This window comes from Pseudomonas farris (assembly GCF_019145235.1).
Taxonomy (GTDB): domain Bacteria; phylum Pseudomonadota; class Gammaproteobacteria; order Pseudomonadales; family Pseudomonadaceae; genus Aquipseudomonas; species Aquipseudomonas farris.
Genome location: NZ_JAHSTV010000012.1, coordinates 127,363 through 142,962, shown reverse-complemented (window position 1 = coordinate 142,962; position 15,600 = coordinate 127,363). Strand labels below are relative to the sequence as shown.

General features: G+C 61.3%; 18 protein-coding genes. 12 read left to right on the top strand and 6 right to left on the bottom strand.

Annotated elements, in window-relative coordinates:
• Positions 1 to 65 precede the first annotated feature (65 nt).
• On the bottom strand, positions 66 to 722 hold the full coding sequence (locus tag KVG95_RS24015) for a class I SAM-dependent methyltransferase (protein WP_217858197.1): 657 nt from the start codon (positions 720 to 722) through the stop codon (positions 66 to 68).
• On the bottom strand, positions 719 to 1,183 hold the full coding sequence (locus KVG95_RS24010; protein ID WP_123359061.1) for a YbaY family lipoprotein: 465 nt from the start codon (positions 1,181 to 1,183) through the stop codon (positions 719 to 721). The genes KVG95_RS24015 and KVG95_RS24010 overlap by 4 nt, the downstream gene beginning before the upstream one ends.
• 117 nt (positions 1,184 to 1,300) lie before the next feature.
• Between KVG95_RS24010 and nrdR the strand changes: the two genes are divergently transcribed.
• The 12 genes from nrdR to KVG95_RS23950 all read left to right on the top strand — a co-directional run bounded on the left by nrdR (position 1,301) and on the right by KVG95_RS23950 (position 10,109).
• Positions 1,301 to 1,765, top strand: coding sequence for a transcriptional regulator NrdR (nrdR, locus tag KVG95_RS24005; RefSeq protein WP_007906838.1), 465 nt, complete (start codon positions 1,301 to 1,303; stop codon positions 1,763 to 1,765).
• A complete protein-coding gene (gene ribD / locus KVG95_RS24000) occupies positions 1,762 to 2,895 on the top strand; it encodes a bifunctional diaminohydroxyphosphoribosylaminopyrimidine deaminase/5-amino-6-(5-phosphoribosylamino)uracil reductase RibD (RefSeq protein WP_217858196.1) in 1,134 nt (377 codons plus the stop codon). Before nrdR ends, ribD begins: the two co-directional genes overlap by 4 nt.
• Positions 2,896 to 2,942: 47 nt before the next feature.
• Positions 2,943 to 3,608: a riboflavin synthase gene (locus KVG95_RS23995; RefSeq protein ID WP_050681909.1), complete on the top strand. Its 666-nt coding sequence runs from the start codon at positions 2,943 to 2,945 to the stop codon at positions 3,606 to 3,608.
• Between the two features lie 31 nt (positions 3,609 to 3,639).
• Positions 3,640 to 4,731 (top strand): bifunctional 3,4-dihydroxy-2-butanone-4-phosphate synthase/GTP cyclohydrolase II, encoded by a 1,092-nt coding sequence (gene ribBA / locus KVG95_RS23990; RefSeq protein ID WP_217858195.1) that lies wholly within the window; start codon positions 3,640 to 3,642, stop codon positions 4,729 to 4,731.
• A gap of 91 nt (positions 4,732 to 4,822) precedes the next feature.
• Positions 4,823 to 5,299 carry a 6,7-dimethyl-8-ribityllumazine synthase gene (gene ribH, locus KVG95_RS23985; RefSeq protein WP_003228649.1) on the top strand — a complete coding sequence of 159 codons (477 nt, stop codon included), beginning with the start codon at positions 4,823 to 4,825 and terminating at the stop codon, positions 5,297 to 5,299.
• Positions 5,296 to 5,796 (top strand): transcription antitermination factor NusB, encoded by a 501-nt coding sequence (gene nusB / locus KVG95_RS23980; protein ID WP_038981348.1) that lies wholly within the window; start codon positions 5,296 to 5,298, stop codon positions 5,794 to 5,796. The genes ribH and nusB overlap by 4 nt, the downstream gene beginning before the upstream one ends.
• 18 nt (positions 5,797 to 5,814) lie before the next feature.
• On the top strand, positions 5,815 to 6,780 hold the full coding sequence (gene thiL / locus KVG95_RS23975; RefSeq protein ID WP_217858194.1) for a thiamine-phosphate kinase: 966 nt from the start codon (positions 5,815 to 5,817) through the stop codon (positions 6,778 to 6,780).
• On the top strand, positions 6,777 to 7,280 hold the full coding sequence (locus KVG95_RS23970) for a phosphatidylglycerophosphatase A family protein (RefSeq protein ID WP_008073949.1): 504 nt from the start codon (positions 6,777 to 6,779) through the stop codon (positions 7,278 to 7,280). Before thiL ends, KVG95_RS23970 begins: the two co-directional genes overlap by 4 nt.
• Before the next feature lie 23 nt (positions 7,281 to 7,303).
• On the top strand, positions 7,304 to 8,041 hold the full coding sequence (locus KVG95_RS23965; protein WP_217858193.1) for a substrate-binding periplasmic protein: 738 nt from the start codon (positions 7,304 to 7,306) through the stop codon (positions 8,039 to 8,041).
• A 234-nt stretch (positions 8,042 to 8,275) separates the two neighbouring features.
• A complete protein-coding gene (gene ribA / locus KVG95_RS23960; protein ID WP_217858192.1) occupies positions 8,276 to 8,893 on the top strand; it encodes a GTP cyclohydrolase II in 618 nt (205 codons plus the stop codon).
• Entirely contained in the window at positions 8,890 to 9,309 is a 420-nt protein-coding gene (locus tag KVG95_RS23955; protein ID WP_217858191.1) for an MFS transporter, read from the top strand. Before ribA ends, KVG95_RS23955 begins: the two co-directional genes overlap by 4 nt.
• Positions 9,309 to 10,109 carry a cobalamin-binding protein gene (locus tag KVG95_RS23950; RefSeq protein ID WP_217858190.1) on the top strand — a complete coding sequence of 267 codons (801 nt, stop codon included), beginning with the start codon at positions 9,309 to 9,311 and terminating at the stop codon, positions 10,107 to 10,109. Before KVG95_RS23955 ends, KVG95_RS23950 begins: the two co-directional genes overlap by 1 nt.
• A gap of 137 nt (positions 10,110 to 10,246) precedes the next feature.
• Here the strand turns inward: KVG95_RS23950 and KVG95_RS23945 are convergent, their stop codons facing one another.
• The 4 genes from KVG95_RS23945 to KVG95_RS23930 all read right to left on the bottom strand — a co-directional run bounded on the left by KVG95_RS23945 (position 10,247) and on the right by KVG95_RS23930 (position 15,415).
• Positions 10,247 to 12,130 (bottom strand): TonB-dependent receptor domain-containing protein, encoded by a 1,884-nt coding sequence (locus KVG95_RS23945; RefSeq protein ID WP_217858189.1) that lies wholly within the window; start codon positions 12,128 to 12,130, stop codon positions 10,247 to 10,249.
• A 168-nt stretch (positions 12,131 to 12,298) separates the two neighbouring features.
• Complete coding sequence (gene dxs, locus KVG95_RS23940; RefSeq protein ID WP_217858188.1) at positions 12,299 to 14,197, bottom strand: 1-deoxy-D-xylulose-5-phosphate synthase; 1,899 nt, start codon at positions 14,195 to 14,197, stop codon at positions 12,299 to 12,301.
• A gap of 91 nt (positions 14,198 to 14,288) precedes the next feature.
• Positions 14,289 to 15,176 (bottom strand): (2E,6E)-farnesyl diphosphate synthase, encoded by an 888-nt coding sequence (ispA, locus tag KVG95_RS23935; protein ID WP_217858187.1) that lies wholly within the window; start codon positions 15,174 to 15,176, stop codon positions 14,289 to 14,291.
• Positions 15,173 to 15,415 (bottom strand): exodeoxyribonuclease VII small subunit, encoded by a 243-nt coding sequence (locus KVG95_RS23930; RefSeq protein ID WP_007894317.1) that lies wholly within the window; start codon positions 15,413 to 15,415, stop codon positions 15,173 to 15,175. The genes ispA and KVG95_RS23930 overlap by 4 nt, the downstream gene beginning before the upstream one ends.
• Positions 15,416 to 15,600: the final 185 nt, after the last annotated feature.

The window sequence follows — 15,600 nt, the reverse complement described above, 5'->3', positions numbered from 1 at the left end:
CTCTGCGTCCGCTTTGGGACGCGGAGCGTCCCGGGCTGCATTCCCCACGCGGAGCGTGGGAACGATCATGTCCGGGTGGAATGGTAAAGGCTCACATACCGAAACTCTTCAGGTTCGGCCAGATCCGGCAAGGTCATCGCTTCCAGCATTTCAATGCGCCGATACAACGGATGGCGAAAATCCCTCACGCGCGAATCCGCCACCAATGCTTCCCAGCCACGGCTGAGAAACTCGTCGAGCAACGGCAGGTTTGCCCGGTCGTACAACACATCGGCCACCAGAATCAGATCAAACCGATCGGCCTCGGCGAAAAAGTCCGTCGAGTAGCTGAGTTGCACGCCATTGAGTTCGGCATTCGCCCGACACGCGGCAATCGCCAGCGGGTCCAGGTCACAGGCCACCACTTCCAGTGCCCCGGCTTTCACCGCCGCAATCCCGGCAACCCCTGAGCCGGCGCCGAAATCCAGCACCCGTTTACCTTCGACCCATTGCGGGTGCTCGGCGAGATAACGAGCCACGGCCAGCCCACTGGCCCAGCAGAAACTCCAATACGGCGGCTCGTGGAGAATCCGCCGGGTTTCTTCCGGGCTGAAGGCACGGTCCATGTTGTCGCCGTCGATCAGCCAGAGTTTCAGCTCGGTGCCGGGTAACTCACAGGCTACAAGCTGTGCATCGCCGAGCAGTTCACTTAACGCCTGTTGCAGGTCGAGCGGTGCAATCATGGCGCTTTGACGAACTGCAGCTGACCCAATGCCTGGGTGGTTGGCTGTGTGATCATTTGCGCCGGCAGATGCAGAATCAACTGCCCGGACTGGCTGGCGCGGCCGCGAAGCTCGACGCGGGCGCCGGCCGGAAAGGATTCAGGGTTGAAACGCAGGCGAAACGGCAACACTTGATTGGTACCGATCAGGTTGGAACTGGCGAGCAATAGTTGCGGACGATCCTTTTCGTCGATCACCAGCAACGCCAGTTCGACTTCGGCACCGGCCGGCACGCCCTGCAGAGTGCCGCTCAATTCACGTTGATATGCCGGCAGGGGGCCGAGCTCGGCCGACGCCTTGGCTTTCTTCTGCGCCTGTTGCGGTGCAGGGCCGGGCGTTGGCGGCTGGGGCTTGGGCGCATCGCTGCCACAGGCCACCAACAGGCTGAAAAGACTGAGCAAAATGAGTGGTCGTAAAGACATTGGCTGCTCCAGCAAGCGAAATCCATATACAGCCAGTCTGTATACCGCAAACCCTATGGCTTGTCTTGCCACGGGGATGCGCTACCATGGCCCTCCCATTTTTTGTTGCCTGCCACCATGCACTGTCCCTTCTGCGGTGCCAACGACACCAAGGTCATCGACTCGCGTCTGGTCGCCGAGGGCGAACAGGTGCGCCGCCGGCGTGAATGCCTGGCCTGCGGCGAACGTTTCACGACGTTCGAAACCGCTGAACTGGTGTTGCCGCGCCTGATCAAAACCGACGGCAGTCGCCAGCCGTTCGACGAAGAAAAACTCCGTGCCGGCATGCAGCGGGCGCTGGAGAAGCGCCCGGTGAGTGTCGAGCGCCTCGAATCGTCGCTGGTGCACATCAAACACAAGCTGCGCGCTACCGGCGAGCGCGAGGTCAAATCCCTCGTGGTTGGCGAACTGGTGATGGCCGAGCTGAAGAAGCTTGATGAAGTCGCCTATATTCGCTTCGCTTCGGTGTACCGACGCTTCCAGGACCTCAACGAGTTCCGCGAAGAGATCGATCGCCTCGCCCGTGAGCCGGTGAAAGAATGACCACACCTCCCGAACAAGCCATCCTCGACGCGCATTACATGGCCCGAGCCCTTGAACTGGCGCGCAAAGGTCATTACACGACGCATCCCAACCCCCGGGTTGGCTGCGTGGTGGTGCGTGACGGGCAGATTGTCGGCGAAGGCTGGCATGTGCGCACCGGCGAGCCCCATGCCGAAGTCCACGCCCTGCGCGCCGCTGGCGACAAGGCGCGGGGCGCCACGGCTTACGTGACCCTCGAACCTTGCAGCCACCACGGCCGCACGCCGCCTTGCGCCGATGCGCTGGTGAATGCCGGTGTGGCACGCGTCGTTGCGGCGATGCAGGACCCGAACCCGGAAGTCGCCGGTCGCGGTCTGCAACGTCTGGCCCAGGCCGGTATCGCCACTGAAAGCGGTGTGCTGGAAGGCGAGGCGCGCAAACTCAATCAAGGCTTCCTCAAACGCATGGAACACGGCTTGCCGTTCGTGCGGGTCAAGTTGGCGATGAGCCTGGACGGTCGCACGGCGATGGAAAGCGGCGAGAGCCAGTGGATCACAGGTACAGCGGCGCGTTCGGCGGTACAGCGTTTGCGCGCCGAGGCCAGCGTGGTGCTGACGGGTGCCGACACGGTACTGGCGGACAATGCGCGCTTGACCGTACGTGCCGACGAGTTGGGTCTGGACGCTGAACAAACCGCGTTGGCCATGAGCCGTCCGCCGCTTCGCGTGCTGATCGACGGTCGCCTGCGGGTGCCGCTGAATGCACCGTTCTTCAAGGCGGGGCCGGCACTGGTCGCCACGTGTGTCGCGGTGGAAGAACAGTACGCCAACGGCCCGGAATGCCTGATCGTGCCGGGCGACGATGGCCAGGTCGATCTGCATCAGTTGCTGGTCGAACTCGCCAACCGTGGCGTCAATGACGTGCTGGTCGAGGCCGGCCCGCGATTGGCTGGCGCCTTTGCCCAGCTGGGGCTGGTGGACGAATTCCAGATCTTCATCGCCGGCAAGTTTCTCGGCTCCTCGGCCCGTCCCTTACTGGACTGGCCACTGGCGCAGATGAAAGACGCGCCCGAGCTCAAAATCACCGAAATTCGTGCGGTTGGCGATGACTGGCGAGTCACTGCCATCCCTGCGCCATCGGCGAGCGTATAATTCCCGGCCATTGCTCTAGCGCTGGCCCTGTTCTCGAGGAGGACTCCATGTTTACCGGCATCATCGAATCCATCGGCAGTATTCGCGCATTGACCCCAAAAGGCGGAGATGTGCGGGTTTACGTAGAAACCGGCAAGCTCGACCTGAGCGATGTAAAGCTGGGCGACAGCATTGCCGTCAATGGCGTGTGCCTGACCGCGGTTGAATTGCCGGGCAATGGCTTTGCGGCGGACGTCAGTCGCGAAACCCTCGACTGCACCGCAATGAATGATCTCAAAAGCGGCAGCCCGGTCAACCTGGAAAAAGCCCTGACTCCGACCACTCGCCTCGGCGGGCACCTAGTCAGCGGTCACGTCGATGGCGTGGGCGAAGTGGTTGCCCGCACGGAAAATGCCCGCGCCGTGGAATTTCGCATCCGTGCCCCGAAAGACCTGGCCAAGTACATCGCCCATAAAGGCTCGATCACCGTCGACGGCACCAGCCTGACCGTGAACGCAGTCGATGGCGCCGAATTCTTGCTGACCATCATTCCGCACACCCTGAGCGAAACCATCATGGCGTCGTACCAGCCTGGTCGCCGGGTGAATCTGGAAGTCGACTTGCTGGCACGTTATCTGGAGCGCCTGTTGTTGGGCGATAAGGCCGCAGAGCCGACCTCCGGCAGCACCATTACTGAAAGCTTTCTGGCCCAAAACGGCTACCTCAAATCCTGAAGCTCAAATTTCGAAAGAAGGGGGGTGCCTTGTGGCGCTCAATAGCATCGAAGAACTGGTTGAAGACATCCGCCAAGGCAAGATGGTCATCCTCATGGATGACGAAGACCGCGAGAACGAAGGCGACCTGATCATGGCGGCCGAGTGCTGCCAGCCTGAACACATCAACTTCATGGCCAAGCACGCCCGTGGCCTGATCTGCATGCCGATGAGCCGCGAGCGCTGCGAACTGCTCAAGCTGCCGTTGATGGCGCCACGCAACGGTTCCGGTTTCGGCACCAAGTTCACCGTGTCCATCGAAGCCGCCGAAGGCGTTACCACCGGTATCTCCGCAGCCGACCGTGCGCGCACCGTGCAAGCCGCTGCCGCCAAAGACGCCAAGGCTGAAGACATTGTCAGCCCCGGCCACATCTTCCCGCTGATGGCCCAGGCCGGCGGTACGTTGTCCCGCGCCGGCCACACCGAAGCTGCCTGCGACCTGGCGCGCATGGCCGGTTTCGAGCCGAGCGGTGTGATCTGCGAAGTGATGAACGACGACGGCACCATGTCCCGTCGCGCTGAACTCGAAGCGTTTGCCGCCGAACACAACATCAAGATCGGCACCATTGCCGACCTGATTCACTACCGGATGATCCATGAACGTACCGTTCAGCGGATTGCCGAGCAGCCGCTGGACAGCGAATTGGGCCAGTTCAACCTGGTGACCTATCGTGATTCGGTAGAAGGCGACGTGCACATGGCCCTGACCCTGGGCACCGTGTGCGCCGAAGAGCCGACGCTGGTCCGGGTGCACAACATGGACCCGCTGCGTGACCTGTTGATGGTCAAGCAACCGGGCCGCTGGAGCCTGCGCGCCGCCATGGCTGCGGTTGCCGAGGCTGGCAGCGGCGTGGTGCTGTTGCTCGGTCACCCGCTCGATGGTGACGTGTTGCTGGCGCACATTCGCGAAACCGCCGACCACACCGCGGTGAAAAAACCGACCACCTACAGCATCGTCGGTGCCGGTTCGCAGATCCTTCGGGATCTGGGCGTGCGTAAAATGCGCCTGATGAGTGCGCCGATGAAATTTAATGCGATATCCGGTTTCGATCTGGAAGTTGTAGAATACGTGCCCTCCGAATAATGACCGGCAATTTGCGGGCCTGTATTCGCGGTTAACACATCACTGAGGGACGCGTAGAAAACGCGTCCCGGCTCTTTAAGAGATCTAACGAATGACCCTGAAGACCATCGAAGGTACCTTCATCGCCCCTAAAGGCCGCTACGCTTTGGTAGTGGGCCGTTTCAACAGCTTCGTGGTTGAAAGCCTGGTCAGCGGTGCAGTTGATGCCCTGGTTCGCCATGGCGTGAGCGAAAGCGACATCACCATCATCCGTGCGCCTGGCGCCTTCGAAATCCCGCTGGTTGCGCAGAAAGTCGCTCAGAAAGGCGAGTTCGCGGCAATCATCGCCCTGGGCGCAGTCATTCGTGGCGGTACTCCGCACTTCGAATACGTGGCGGGCGAATGCACCAAGGGCCTGGCCCAGGTGTCCATGGAGTTCGGCGTACCGGTCGCTTTCGGCGTACTGACCGTTGATTCCATCGAACAAGCCATCGAACGTTCCGGCACCAAGGCCGGTAACAAAGGTGCTGAAGCTGCCCTGTCCGCTCTGGAAATGGTCAGCCTGCTGGCGCAGTTGGAGGCCAAGTGATTAGCGACGATAGCGATCGTTTCAACCCGCGCGATCCAAAGCCTGCGGATGCCGGCAAGCCATCGAAAAGCGTCAAGCGTCGCGAAGCCCGTCAGCTCGCGACTCAGGCGCTGTACCAATGGCATATGGCCAAGCAGTCGCTGAACGAGATCGAAGCGCAGTTTCGGGTCGATAACGATTTCAGCGATGTCGACGGCGCCTACTTCCGTGAAATCCTGCATGGGGTTCCGGCTCAAAAGGACCGGATCGACGCCGCACTGGCGCCATGCCTGGACATCACCATCGAAGAGCTGGACCCGGTTGAACTGGCGGTTCTGCGCCTGTCTACCTGGGAGCTGCTCGAGCGCGTTGATGTGCCGTACCGCGTTGTGATCAACGAAGGTATCGAACTGGCCAAGGTCTTCGGTTCCACCGACGGCCACAAGTTCGTCAACGGTGTGCTCGACAAGCTAGCCCCGCGTCTGCGTGAAGCTGAAGTGAAGGCGTTCAAGCGCTAACCAGCGCTTGAATTTGCGATGGGCGAGTTTGAGCTGATCCGCAATTTCTTCGCCGCCGCGCCTTGTGCGCAGGGCGGCGAAGGCGTTGCTCTGGGGATCGGCGACGACTGCGCCTTGCTGGCTGTTCCCCCAGGGGAGCAGTTGGCAATTTCCACTGACACGCTCGTGGCCGGTGTGCATTTCGCAGACCCCTGCGATTCGTTTCTGCTCGGTCAGCGCTCGCTGGCTGTGGCTGTCAGTGATCTGGCCGCCATGGGCGCCACCCCCATTGCCTTTACCCTTGCCCTGACTTTGCCGACGGTGACCACCGATTGGCTGGAAGCCTTCGCCCGTGGTTTGAACCTCATGGCGCAACATTGCGGTGTGGCGCTGGTGGGTGGCGATACCACCCGCGGGCCGCTGAGCCTGACCATGACCGTATTCGGTCGGGTGCCGGCCGGTCTGGCGTTGACCCGCAGCGGCGCACAGCCGGGCGATTTGCTCTGCGTGGGCGGAGAGCTGGGTAACGGCGCGGGCGCGTTGCCGCTGGTGCTCGGCCAGCGGATGGCTGACGCGGCCATCGCTGATCCGTTGCGTGCCCATTACTGGTCGCCGCAACCGCAGCTGGGTCTGGGCATGGCGTTGCGCGGCAGGGCTACTGCGGCACTGGACATCTCCGACGGCCTGCTCGCCGACTGTGGGCACATTGCCCTGGCATCGAAAGTCGGGATTCAGGTAGAGCGCAGTAAGCTGCCATTGTCGAAGGCGCTGCTGGCCTTCCTCGGTCAGTCTGGCGCTGAGCAAGCCGCCCTGAGCGGCGGTGACGATTACGTGCTGGCCTTCACCTTGCCGCCCGCCGAGTTGCCATCGTTGCTGGCGGACGGCTGGCCAATCCACGTGCTTGGGCGAGTTGTAGCGGGGCAGGGCGTGACACTGCTGGACGCCGACGGACACGACATCACCCCGCCAATCCGGGGTTATCAACATTTTCGGGAGACACCGTGACAGATCATCCCAAACAGGTCCCGGCGGAGTTCGTACCGCCGTCGGTCTGGCGCAACCCTTGGCATTTCCTGGCGTTCGGCTTCGGCTCGGGCACCCTGCCAAAAGCGCCGGGCACCTGGGGTTCGTTAGTGGCGTTACCCTTCATTCCGTTGTGGCAGATGCTGCCCGACTGGGGCTACTGGCTGATGCTCGGCATCACCATGCTGTTCGGCTTCTGGCTGTGCGGCAAGGTCGCCGATGATTTGCGCGTGCACGATCACGAAGGCATCGTCTGGGACGAAATGGTCGGGATGTGGATCACCCTGTGGCTGGTGCCGGAAGGTTGGTATTGGTTGCTGGCGGGGTTCCTGATGTTCCGCTTCTTCGACATCCTCAAGCCTTGGCCGATTCACTGGATCGACCGGCATGTGCACGGTGGCGTCGGGATCATGCTCGACGACGTGCTGGCCGGCGTGTTTGCGTGGTTGGCAATGCAAGGGCTGGTGTGGTTTTTCGTCTGAGGCGTCAAGTGAGAGAGCTGAGGATGGCGCAACGCGGGTTGCTGCTGATGGTTTTCGCAGTGTTTTGCTCCCTCGCCCGGGCGGAGGATGCACCGACGATGCCATCGGTGATTCATCTGGCCAGCGAAGCCTGGGAAGACTACACCGCCGCCGATGGTCAGGGTTTGGGCTGGGACGTGTTGCGCAAAGTGTTCGAGCCGGCGGGCGTGAAACTGGATATTCGAACCGAGCCGTATACGCGCGCCATAGGCCTGGCGCAGCGTGGCGAAGTGGACGCTTGTGTCGGTTCTTATCGGGAGGAGGCGAGCGACCTGCTTTATCCTCGCTGGAATTTCGATACCGATCATATCTACGCATTGGGCTTGGCCAGCAATCCGGCGCCGACCCTGGATACCTTGGGCATCTACCGATTGGCCTGGGTACGCGGCTACAAATACCAGTCGTATCTGCCCAATGTGCAGCGCTATAACGAAGTCATACGGCGTACAGGTATTTTGTCGATGCTGACTCACAATCGCGCCGACTACTACATCGATGCGCTGACCGAAGTCGATTACGTCGTTAGCCGAGCCAAGGACCCGTCGCAGTTTCGTCGCACGCATATTGCGGAATTGCCGCTTTACCTGTGCTTCTCCAATACACCTCGGGCTCGCACGTTGATGGCGCTGTTCGATCAGCGTATGGAAGTGCTGGTAAAAAACGGCCAGCTGAAACCGATTTTCGCAAAGTGGAAACAGCCGTACCCGTTTGGCACAGAGTGAATACGGTCAATGTGGGAGCGGGCTTGCTCGCGAAAGCGATATATCAGGCTACTCATATGTTGAATGTGAGTCCGCTTTCGCGAGCAAGCCCGCTCCCACAGGGTCATTGGCTTGGTCTCTTGATCAAACATTTTGATCGTTATGCCCCATAATTCAGCCTAAGCGTCTGCAGGAACGTGCTGTTACAATGCCGCCTCTGCGAATCTTCAGTACATATAGATCAGGAGCACACCGGTGCCTGTCGTTTTTGTCGCCGCTTCCAAGCTGCCAACGCCTTTTGCGCAATTCACCATGCATGGCTTTCTCGATGAAGAGAACGGGCGCGAGCACGTAGTACTGAGCCTGGGTGAGTTCGCCGATGGTGCTCCGGTACTCGGCCGGTTGCACTCCGAATGCCTGACGGGTGATGCCTTGTTCAGCCAGCGCTGCGACTGCGGTTCGCAACTCGAGGCCGCCTTGCAGGCGATCGCCCGTGAAGGCCGTGGCGTGTTGCTCTACTTGCGTCAGGAAGGTCGCGGCATTGGTCTGCTGAACAAGATCCGCGCCTATGAATTGCAGGATGGCGGTGCCGACACCGTTGAAGCCAACGAGCGTCTGGGTTTCGCCGCCGACCAGCGCGACTACGCTATGTGCCTGCCGATGCTGGAGCACCTGGGCGTGAAGGCCCTGCGTCTGATGACCAACAACCCACGCAAGGTCAAAGCCTTGACCGACATGGGCATCGTGGTTGCCGAGCGCGTGCCGTTGCACACCGGGCACAACCCGCACAACAAACTCTACCTGGCGACCAAGGCCAGCAAGCTCGACCATATGATGGGCAACGAACATCAGGGCGAGGTTGACCGGGCGTGACCCGCGGTCAGGTACGGCGGCGACTCTCCGTCAACTGGTGGCAATACCTGGCGCTGGCCTTGGTGCCGCTGTTCGTGATCAATGGTGTATTCGGTCAAAGCGAGGCGATTCTGCCGGTGCTGGCCATGCCATTGTTCATCGCCGGTGTGGCCTCGATGTTTGTCAGCCTGAAGTTCTTTGGCGGCTACAAGCACGCACTGATCGCCACCCAGAAAGCCCTCGACACCCCTGAAGAACCCGATGCCTGGATCGCCCTGGCCGCAAAACGCCGCACCGCGTTTCTGGCTGCCGGCCTGCCCGCCTGGATCGGTGCGCTGGCGGTATTCGTCGGTCTTGAAGCCGTTCCATTGGTGCTGCTGGCGCTGTCGACCACGGTGCTGTTCTATCTCTACCGTATCCCGCGTCAACTCGGCTGATGCGCAGTGTCTGGCTGGCGGTGTTGCTGCTGGCCGTCAGCGGCTCGGCGACTGCGGTCGAGCGGGTTGTCAGTCTGGCGCCGTCGCTTTCTGAAATTGTCGTTGAGCTGAACTCGGCTGACCTTTTGGTCGGTGTGCTGGATGCCGGCGAACGTCCCGCTGAACTCAAGGACATTCCTTCCGTTGGCAGCTACGGCCAGTTGGACATGGAACGACTGCTCAGCCTCAAACCCGATCTGTTGCTGCTCTGGCCGGGCAGTGTGGGGCCGGCCCAGCGTGAGCAGCTCAAGCGGCTGAACATTCCCACCTTTGTCGCCGAACCCCACAACCTCGAACAACTTACCGCCCAGATTGAAGTGATCGCTACGCAACTCGGTAGAGCGGAGCGTGGCGTTTCATTGGCCGAAAATCTGCGTCAACGACTCGATTCCCTGCGCCAGCGCTATCGAAGGGACGAGCCCTTACGGGTGTTTTACCAAGTCTGGGACCGGCCGCTGTACACCGTGGGCGGTGGGCAGATTATCAGCGATGCGCTGGAGGTGTGCGGGGCGCGCAATGTGTTTGCCGACCTGACGCAGCCTGCACCGCAGATCAGTGTGGAGGCGGTGTTGCAGCGCAATCCCGAGGTGATCCTGGCCAGTGACCAGGCGCAGCTCGATGCTTGGAAAGCCTGGCCTCAGGTGACGGCGGTGGCGCAGGGGCAATTGCTGCTGGTGACGGACAAAGGCCTGGAGCGGCCGAGTGGGCAGATGATCGAAGCGACTGCCAAGTTGTGCCGAGTGATCGCGCCGGACCGTTGAGACCGAGGTGTCTGCTTCGCGAGCAAGCCCGCTCCCACAATGATCTGTGTCATGCACAAAATGTATGTCTGCACGCGATTAACTGTGGGAGCGGGCTTGCTCGCGAAGAGGCCAGATCAAACACAGCAAGTTTCAGCTTAGAGCTCCGGCGTCCAGGTCACCCCGAACATCCACGCCCGGCCTTCCTCGCGATACCCATACTGACTGCCGTCATGGCTGTACAACGTCCGGCTGTAGCCTTTGTCCAGCAGGTTATCGACCTTCAATTCCAGCTTGATCTCGCGATTCAGCGCCCAACTGCTGCGCAACCCCAACAACGCATACCCGCCTAACGGCTGCTGATTGTTCTCGTCGTCATAACTGCTGCTCACCGCTTGCCAACTAGCCCCGAGGCCGAGCCGGTCGAACTGCCGATCCAGATCCAGGCTCAAAGTCCGTCGTGCACGACGGGCGAGGGTGTGGCCACTGTCGCGATCCCGTGGGTCGATGATCGCTACGCCGAGGTTGCTCTGCCAGCCGAACAGCTCTTGTTTCAAAGCCGCTTCAAAACCGTTGATCCGCGCCGAAGCGACGTTCGCCGGGCGGTTGTTGCTGCCGAAAATAATCGCGTCTTCCAGATCGGTGCGGTACAGCGAGACTTCCAGGCGACTGTTCTGCGTCAGCTGACTGCGCCATTGCAGCTCATAACTTTTCGAGGTTTCGGGCTTCAAGTCCGGGTCGCTGAAATCCGGGTAGTACAGGTCGTTGAAGGTCGGCGCGCGGAAGCCTTCGCTGTAGGTGAACAGCACATCGTTGTCCGGGTTCAGCGGCAGGGTGAACGTGCCGCTCCAGCTGTTCTGGCTGCCGAACTGCTGGTTCTGGTCGCGACGCAGGCCCAGTTCGGTAGAGAAACTGTCGGCCTGATAGCGATGCTGGATAAACGCTGCGCGGTTCCAGCGGCTGTCTTCGTCGAACGATGTGCTGCTGTTGATACGGTCTTCGTACCAGTCGCCGCCGAGGATCAGGCTGTTGCGCTCATCCACGGTCAGGTCGTTCTGCCAGTTCACCGAATCGCGATAGGTATTGAACACGCTGCGCTCGTCGCTGAGCTTGTCGAGTGTCTTCTCACGGTTTTCGCTGTGGCCGAGCTCGACGCGGGCTTTCCACCGGTCATTGATCCGCGCGTCGACGTAACTGCTGACGCTGCTCACAGAAAACTCGCTGTAGGGCTGCTGCTGGACCGATTCGAAGGTGTTCATGTCGAAGCGGCCGAACGGGTTGTCGAATGCGCTTTTGCCCTGATTATCCAGTAGATTGGCGCCGACTTCGATGTCGTCGGTGAGGGCGTGACTCAGGCTTAAACTGACCGACTTATTGCGGTATTCATCGTGATCGCCGTCGCTAGGATAGGACTCATGGGTGCGATTGATGCCTGCCGTTTCATCAAGGCTGGCACCGAGATTGAAGCGGGTCTGCGCGTCGCCGCCGGACAATCCGAGGCTGCGCTCCCAGGTCTGGTTGCTGCCAACCCCAACGTGCATGCGTGGTTGCAGGCCTTGTTCGTCGCCACGGCGGGTGAAGATCTGGATCACCCCGCCAATCGCATCGCTGCCGTAAATTACCGAGCGCGAACCACGCAGCACTTCCACGCGCTCGACCTGTTCGATGTTGATGTGCTGCAGGTTGCTGTCGCCGGAGGTCGAGTTGCCGATGCGCTGGCCGTCGACCAGCACCAGACTTTGCGCCGACTTGGTACCGCGAATGTAGACCCCCGGCAGACTGCCGCGCCCGCCGGTTTGCCCGACCTGTACGCCCGGTACGCGGCGCAGCAAGTCAGTGACGTTGCTCGGTTGCAGACGATCGATGTCGTCGCGGGTGAACACCGTGTTGGCAGCGCTGCTGTTGTTGCGCGCTTCGACCTGACGGTTGGCGCTGATCAGCACGTCCGGCAGTTTCAGGGCCTGGTCGCGTTCGAAGGTGTCGGCCAAAAGTTGGCCGGCCGGCAGGAGGGTCAGTGCCAGGGCGAGGCGGGGGAGTTTCATGGGCAGTCCGTTGGCGCTTTAAAGCGAATACATTTTTGAAGGTTGCACAAACCAATGTGGGAGCGGGCTTGCTCGCGAATGCGGTGTGTCAGTCAACATTGATACCGACTGATACACCACATTCGCGAGCAAGCCCGCTCCCACAGGGTTTTGCATGTAGCTAGAGGATTAGATGTTCAGCAGTTGCAGGCGCTGACGCACCGCTTCTTCGATCCCAACCTCATCCAGCCCACACTCCGCCAGCATTTGCGCAGGCTTGGCGTGCTCGACGTAGATGTCCGGCAAGCCCAGGTGCAGCACCGACTTGAGGATGTTCTCGCGGGCGAGGAACTCACTGACCGCGCCACCGGCACCGCCCATGATGGCGTTCTCTTCGATGGTCACCAGCAACTCGTGGCTGCCGGCGATTTCGCGAACCAGTGCTTCGTCGAGCGGTTTGACGAAACGCATGTCGACCACCGTCGCATCCAGCTTCTCGGCGACTTTCAGTGCCTCGGCCAGTTGCACGCCAAACACCAGCAGGGCGACTTTGCTGCCCTGACGGCGGACGACACCCTTGCCGATTTCAATCGGTTCGAGGTCTTTAGCGATCGGCGCATTCGGGCCAGTGCCGCGCGGATAACGCACCGCCGCCGGGCCGTTGTACAGGTGGCCGGTGCTGAGCATTTTGCGCAGTTCGTTTTCGTCGCTTGGGGTCATCACCAGCATGCCGGGGATGCAGCGCAGGAACGACAGGTCGAAGCTACCCGCGTGCGTCGGGCCGTCTTCGCCTACCAGACCTGCGCGGTCGATGGCGAACAGCACGTCGAGGTTTTGCACCGCCACATCATGCACAAGCTGGTCGTAAGCGCGTTGCAGGAAGGTCGAATAGATCGCCACCACCGGTTTGGCGCCTTCGCAGGCCATGCCGGCGGCGAGGGTCACGGCGTGTTGCTCGGCAATCGCCACGTCGAAATAACGCTCCGGGAAGCGCTCGCTGAACGCCACCAGATCGGAGCCTTCCTTCATCGCCGGGGTAATCCCGACCAGACGCGGATCGACTGCGGCCATGTCGCACAGCCATTCACCGAACACACCGGAATACTTCGGCCCGCCGGCTTTCTTCGGCGCGGTGGCCGGAGCATCCACAGGTTCGAGTTTGGTGATGGCGTGGTAACCGATCGGGTCGACTTCCGCCGGGGCGAAGCCTTTGCCTTTCTTGGTGACCACGTGCAGGAATTGCGGGCCTTTCAGATCGCGCATGTTGCGCAGGGTGGCGATCAGGGTCGGCAGGTCGTGGCCATCGATCGGGCCGATGTAGTTCCAGCCCAGCTCTTCGAACAGCGTGCCGGGGACCAGCATGCCTTTGGCGTATTCTTCGGTACGACGGGCGATTTCCCAGGCGCCAGGCAGGCGCGACAGGACCTTTTTGCTGCCTTCGCGCATGCTCGCGTAAGTGCGGCTGGAAAGGATTTTCGCCAGATAGTTCGACAGCCCGCCGACGTTGCGCGAGATCGACATGTCGTTGTCGTTGAGGATCACCAGCATGTTGGCGTCCACTTCCGGCGCGTGGTTCAGCGCCTCGAAGGCCATGCCCGCGGTCAGTGCGCCGTCGCCGATCACCGCGATCGCCTTGCGATCACTGTGTTGCAGGCGGGCGGCAATTGCCATACCCAGCGCAGCGCTGATCGAGGTGCTGGAGTGGCCGACGCCAAAGGTGTCGTACTCGCTCTCGGAACGACGCGGGAAGGCGGCAACGCCGTCCTTCTGGCGCAGGGTGCCCATGCGCTCGCGACGGCCAGTGAGGATTTTGTGCGGGTAGGCCTGATGACCCACGTCCCACACCAGCCGGTCGTCCGGGGTGTCGAAGACGTAATGCAACGCGATGGTCAGCTCGATGACGCCCAGGCCGGCACCGAAATGCCCACCGGTCTGACCGACCGTGTAGAGCAATTCCAGGCGCAATTCATCGGCCAGGGTTTCCAGCTCGGCTTCGCCTAACCGGCGCAGGCCGTCCGGCGTGTTGGCACGGTCGAGCAGGGGCGTGGTCGGGCGCTTGCGGGGAATCTCATGAAACGTCGTGGGCATCAGGCGAATCGTTATAGGTATAAAAGATGCGGCAGTTTACCTGATGCATCGCCCCCTGCCCACGCGTTGGTTTTTTTTGGCGGATACGCCGTCAGCTGCGGCGATCGACGATGTACCGGGCCAGATCGCGCAATGGCTCGGCCGCCGCGTCAAACGGTCGCAGCGCATGCAGGGCCTGGTCGCGCAGTTCCAGGGCGTAGGCCTTGGCCGCATCAAGACCGAGCAGGGCCGGGTAGGTCGGCTTGTCCCGGGCGATATCGGCGCCCTGGCGTTTGCCGAGGGTTTCTGTGTCACTTTCGACGTCAAGAATGTCGTCTTGGACCTGAAATGCCAGGCCAATGGCCTGTGCATAACTCTGCAGGGACTTCAGTTCGTCCTTCGCGGCATGACCGCTGGCCAGGGCGCCGAGCTTGACGCTGACTTCGATCAACGCGCCAGTCTTGTGCCGATGCATGTATTCAAGGGCTTTTTGATCGAGCTTCAGGCCCACTGAGCCGAGATCGATGGCTTGCCCGCCGACCATGCCCGCCGGGCCTGCCGCCAACGCCAGGGCGCTGACCATCTGCAGACGGGTGTCGGCGTCGCAACTGCTCAGGCGCGGGTCGAGCAGGGCGCTGAAGGCCAGGCTCTGCAAACCGTCACCGGCGAGGATTGCACAGGCTTCATCGAATTTTTTATGCGTAGTCGGCTGGCCGCGACGCAGATCGTCGTCGTCCATGGCCGGCAAATCATCGTGCACCAGCGAATAGGCGTGGATCAGCTCCACCGCACAGGCCGCGCCGTTGGCTTGCTCGGCCTTGCCGCCCAGCGCTTCACATGCGGCATAAGCCAGCAACGGGCGCACACGCTTGCCGCCGTTCATCACGCTGTAGCGCATGGCTTCGTAGAGGCGGGCGAGTTCAGGGCTCGGAGGGCTGAACAGGGTTTCCAGTGCAGCATTGACGCGAGCCTGGCTGGTCGCCGAATACGCCGCAATCATTCTGGCTGATCCGCGTCGAAGGGTTCCTCGGCCAGCTCACCATCACGCTCGAGCAGCACTTGAACCTTCTGCTCGGCCTGAGCCAGCGCCGCCTGGCAATCGCGGGTCAGACCGATGCCTTGCTCGAAAGCGGTCAGCGAGTCTTCCAGCGACAATTCGCCGTTCTCCAGACGCTCCACCAGCGTTTGCAGGTCAGCGAGAGATTGTTCGAAATCCAGTGCAGCTTTTTTGCGGGCCATGGCGGCTATTTCCGGTTGACGTTAAACCGGCGCGACACTAGCAGACATAGGGGTTATGGGCAAATGAGCGGGGTGTTTTGGCCAACGCGTTTTGGGCGTCAATGCGACCGTTGTGGTGAGGGGGCTTGTCCTAAAGCCGGCAAGTTAAACCATTTCAGCAGCGACGCACTCCTTGTAGCAGCTGC

Coding starts and splice junctions, on each gene's coding strand:
- ispA (WP_217858187.1), bottom strand. CDS start 15,176: ATGATTGCGGCGTATTCGGCGACCAGCCAGGCTCGCGTCAATGCTGCA.
- KVG95_RS23995 (WP_050681909.1), top strand. CDS start 2,943: ATGTTTACCGGCATCATCGAATCCATCGGCAGTATTCGCGCATTGACC.
- KVG95_RS23930 (WP_007894317.1), bottom strand. CDS start 15,415: ATGGCCCGCAAAAAAGCTGCACTGGATTTCGAACAATCTCTCGCTGAC.
- thiL (WP_217858194.1), top strand. CDS start 5,815: ATGGGCGAGTTTGAGCTGATCCGCAATTTCTTCGCCGCCGCGCCTTGT.
- nrdR (WP_007906838.1), top strand. CDS start 1,301: ATGCACTGTCCCTTCTGCGGTGCCAACGACACCAAGGTCATCGACTCG.
- KVG95_RS23965 (WP_217858193.1), top strand. CDS start 7,304: ATGGCGCAACGCGGGTTGCTGCTGATGGTTTTCGCAGTGTTTTGCTCC.
- KVG95_RS23950 (WP_217858190.1), top strand. CDS start 9,309: ATGCGCAGTGTCTGGCTGGCGGTGTTGCTGCTGGCCGTCAGCGGCTCG.
- dxs (WP_217858188.1), bottom strand. CDS start 14,197: ATGCCCACGACGTTTCATGAGATTCCCCGCAAGCGCCCGACCACGCCC.
- ribD (WP_217858196.1), top strand. CDS start 1,762: ATGACCACACCTCCCGAACAAGCCATCCTCGACGCGCATTACATGGCC.
- KVG95_RS23945 (WP_217858189.1), bottom strand. CDS start 12,130: ATGAAACTCCCCCGCCTCGCCCTGGCACTGACCCTCCTGCCGGCCGGC.
- KVG95_RS24010 (WP_123359061.1), bottom strand. CDS start 1,183: ATGTCTTTACGACCACTCATTTTGCTCAGTCTTTTCAGCCTGTTGGTG.
- ribH (WP_003228649.1), top strand. CDS start 4,823: ATGACCCTGAAGACCATCGAAGGTACCTTCATCGCCCCTAAAGGCCGC.
- KVG95_RS24015 (WP_217858197.1), bottom strand. CDS start 722: ATGATTGCACCGCTCGACCTGCAACAGGCGTTAAGTGAACTGCTCGGC.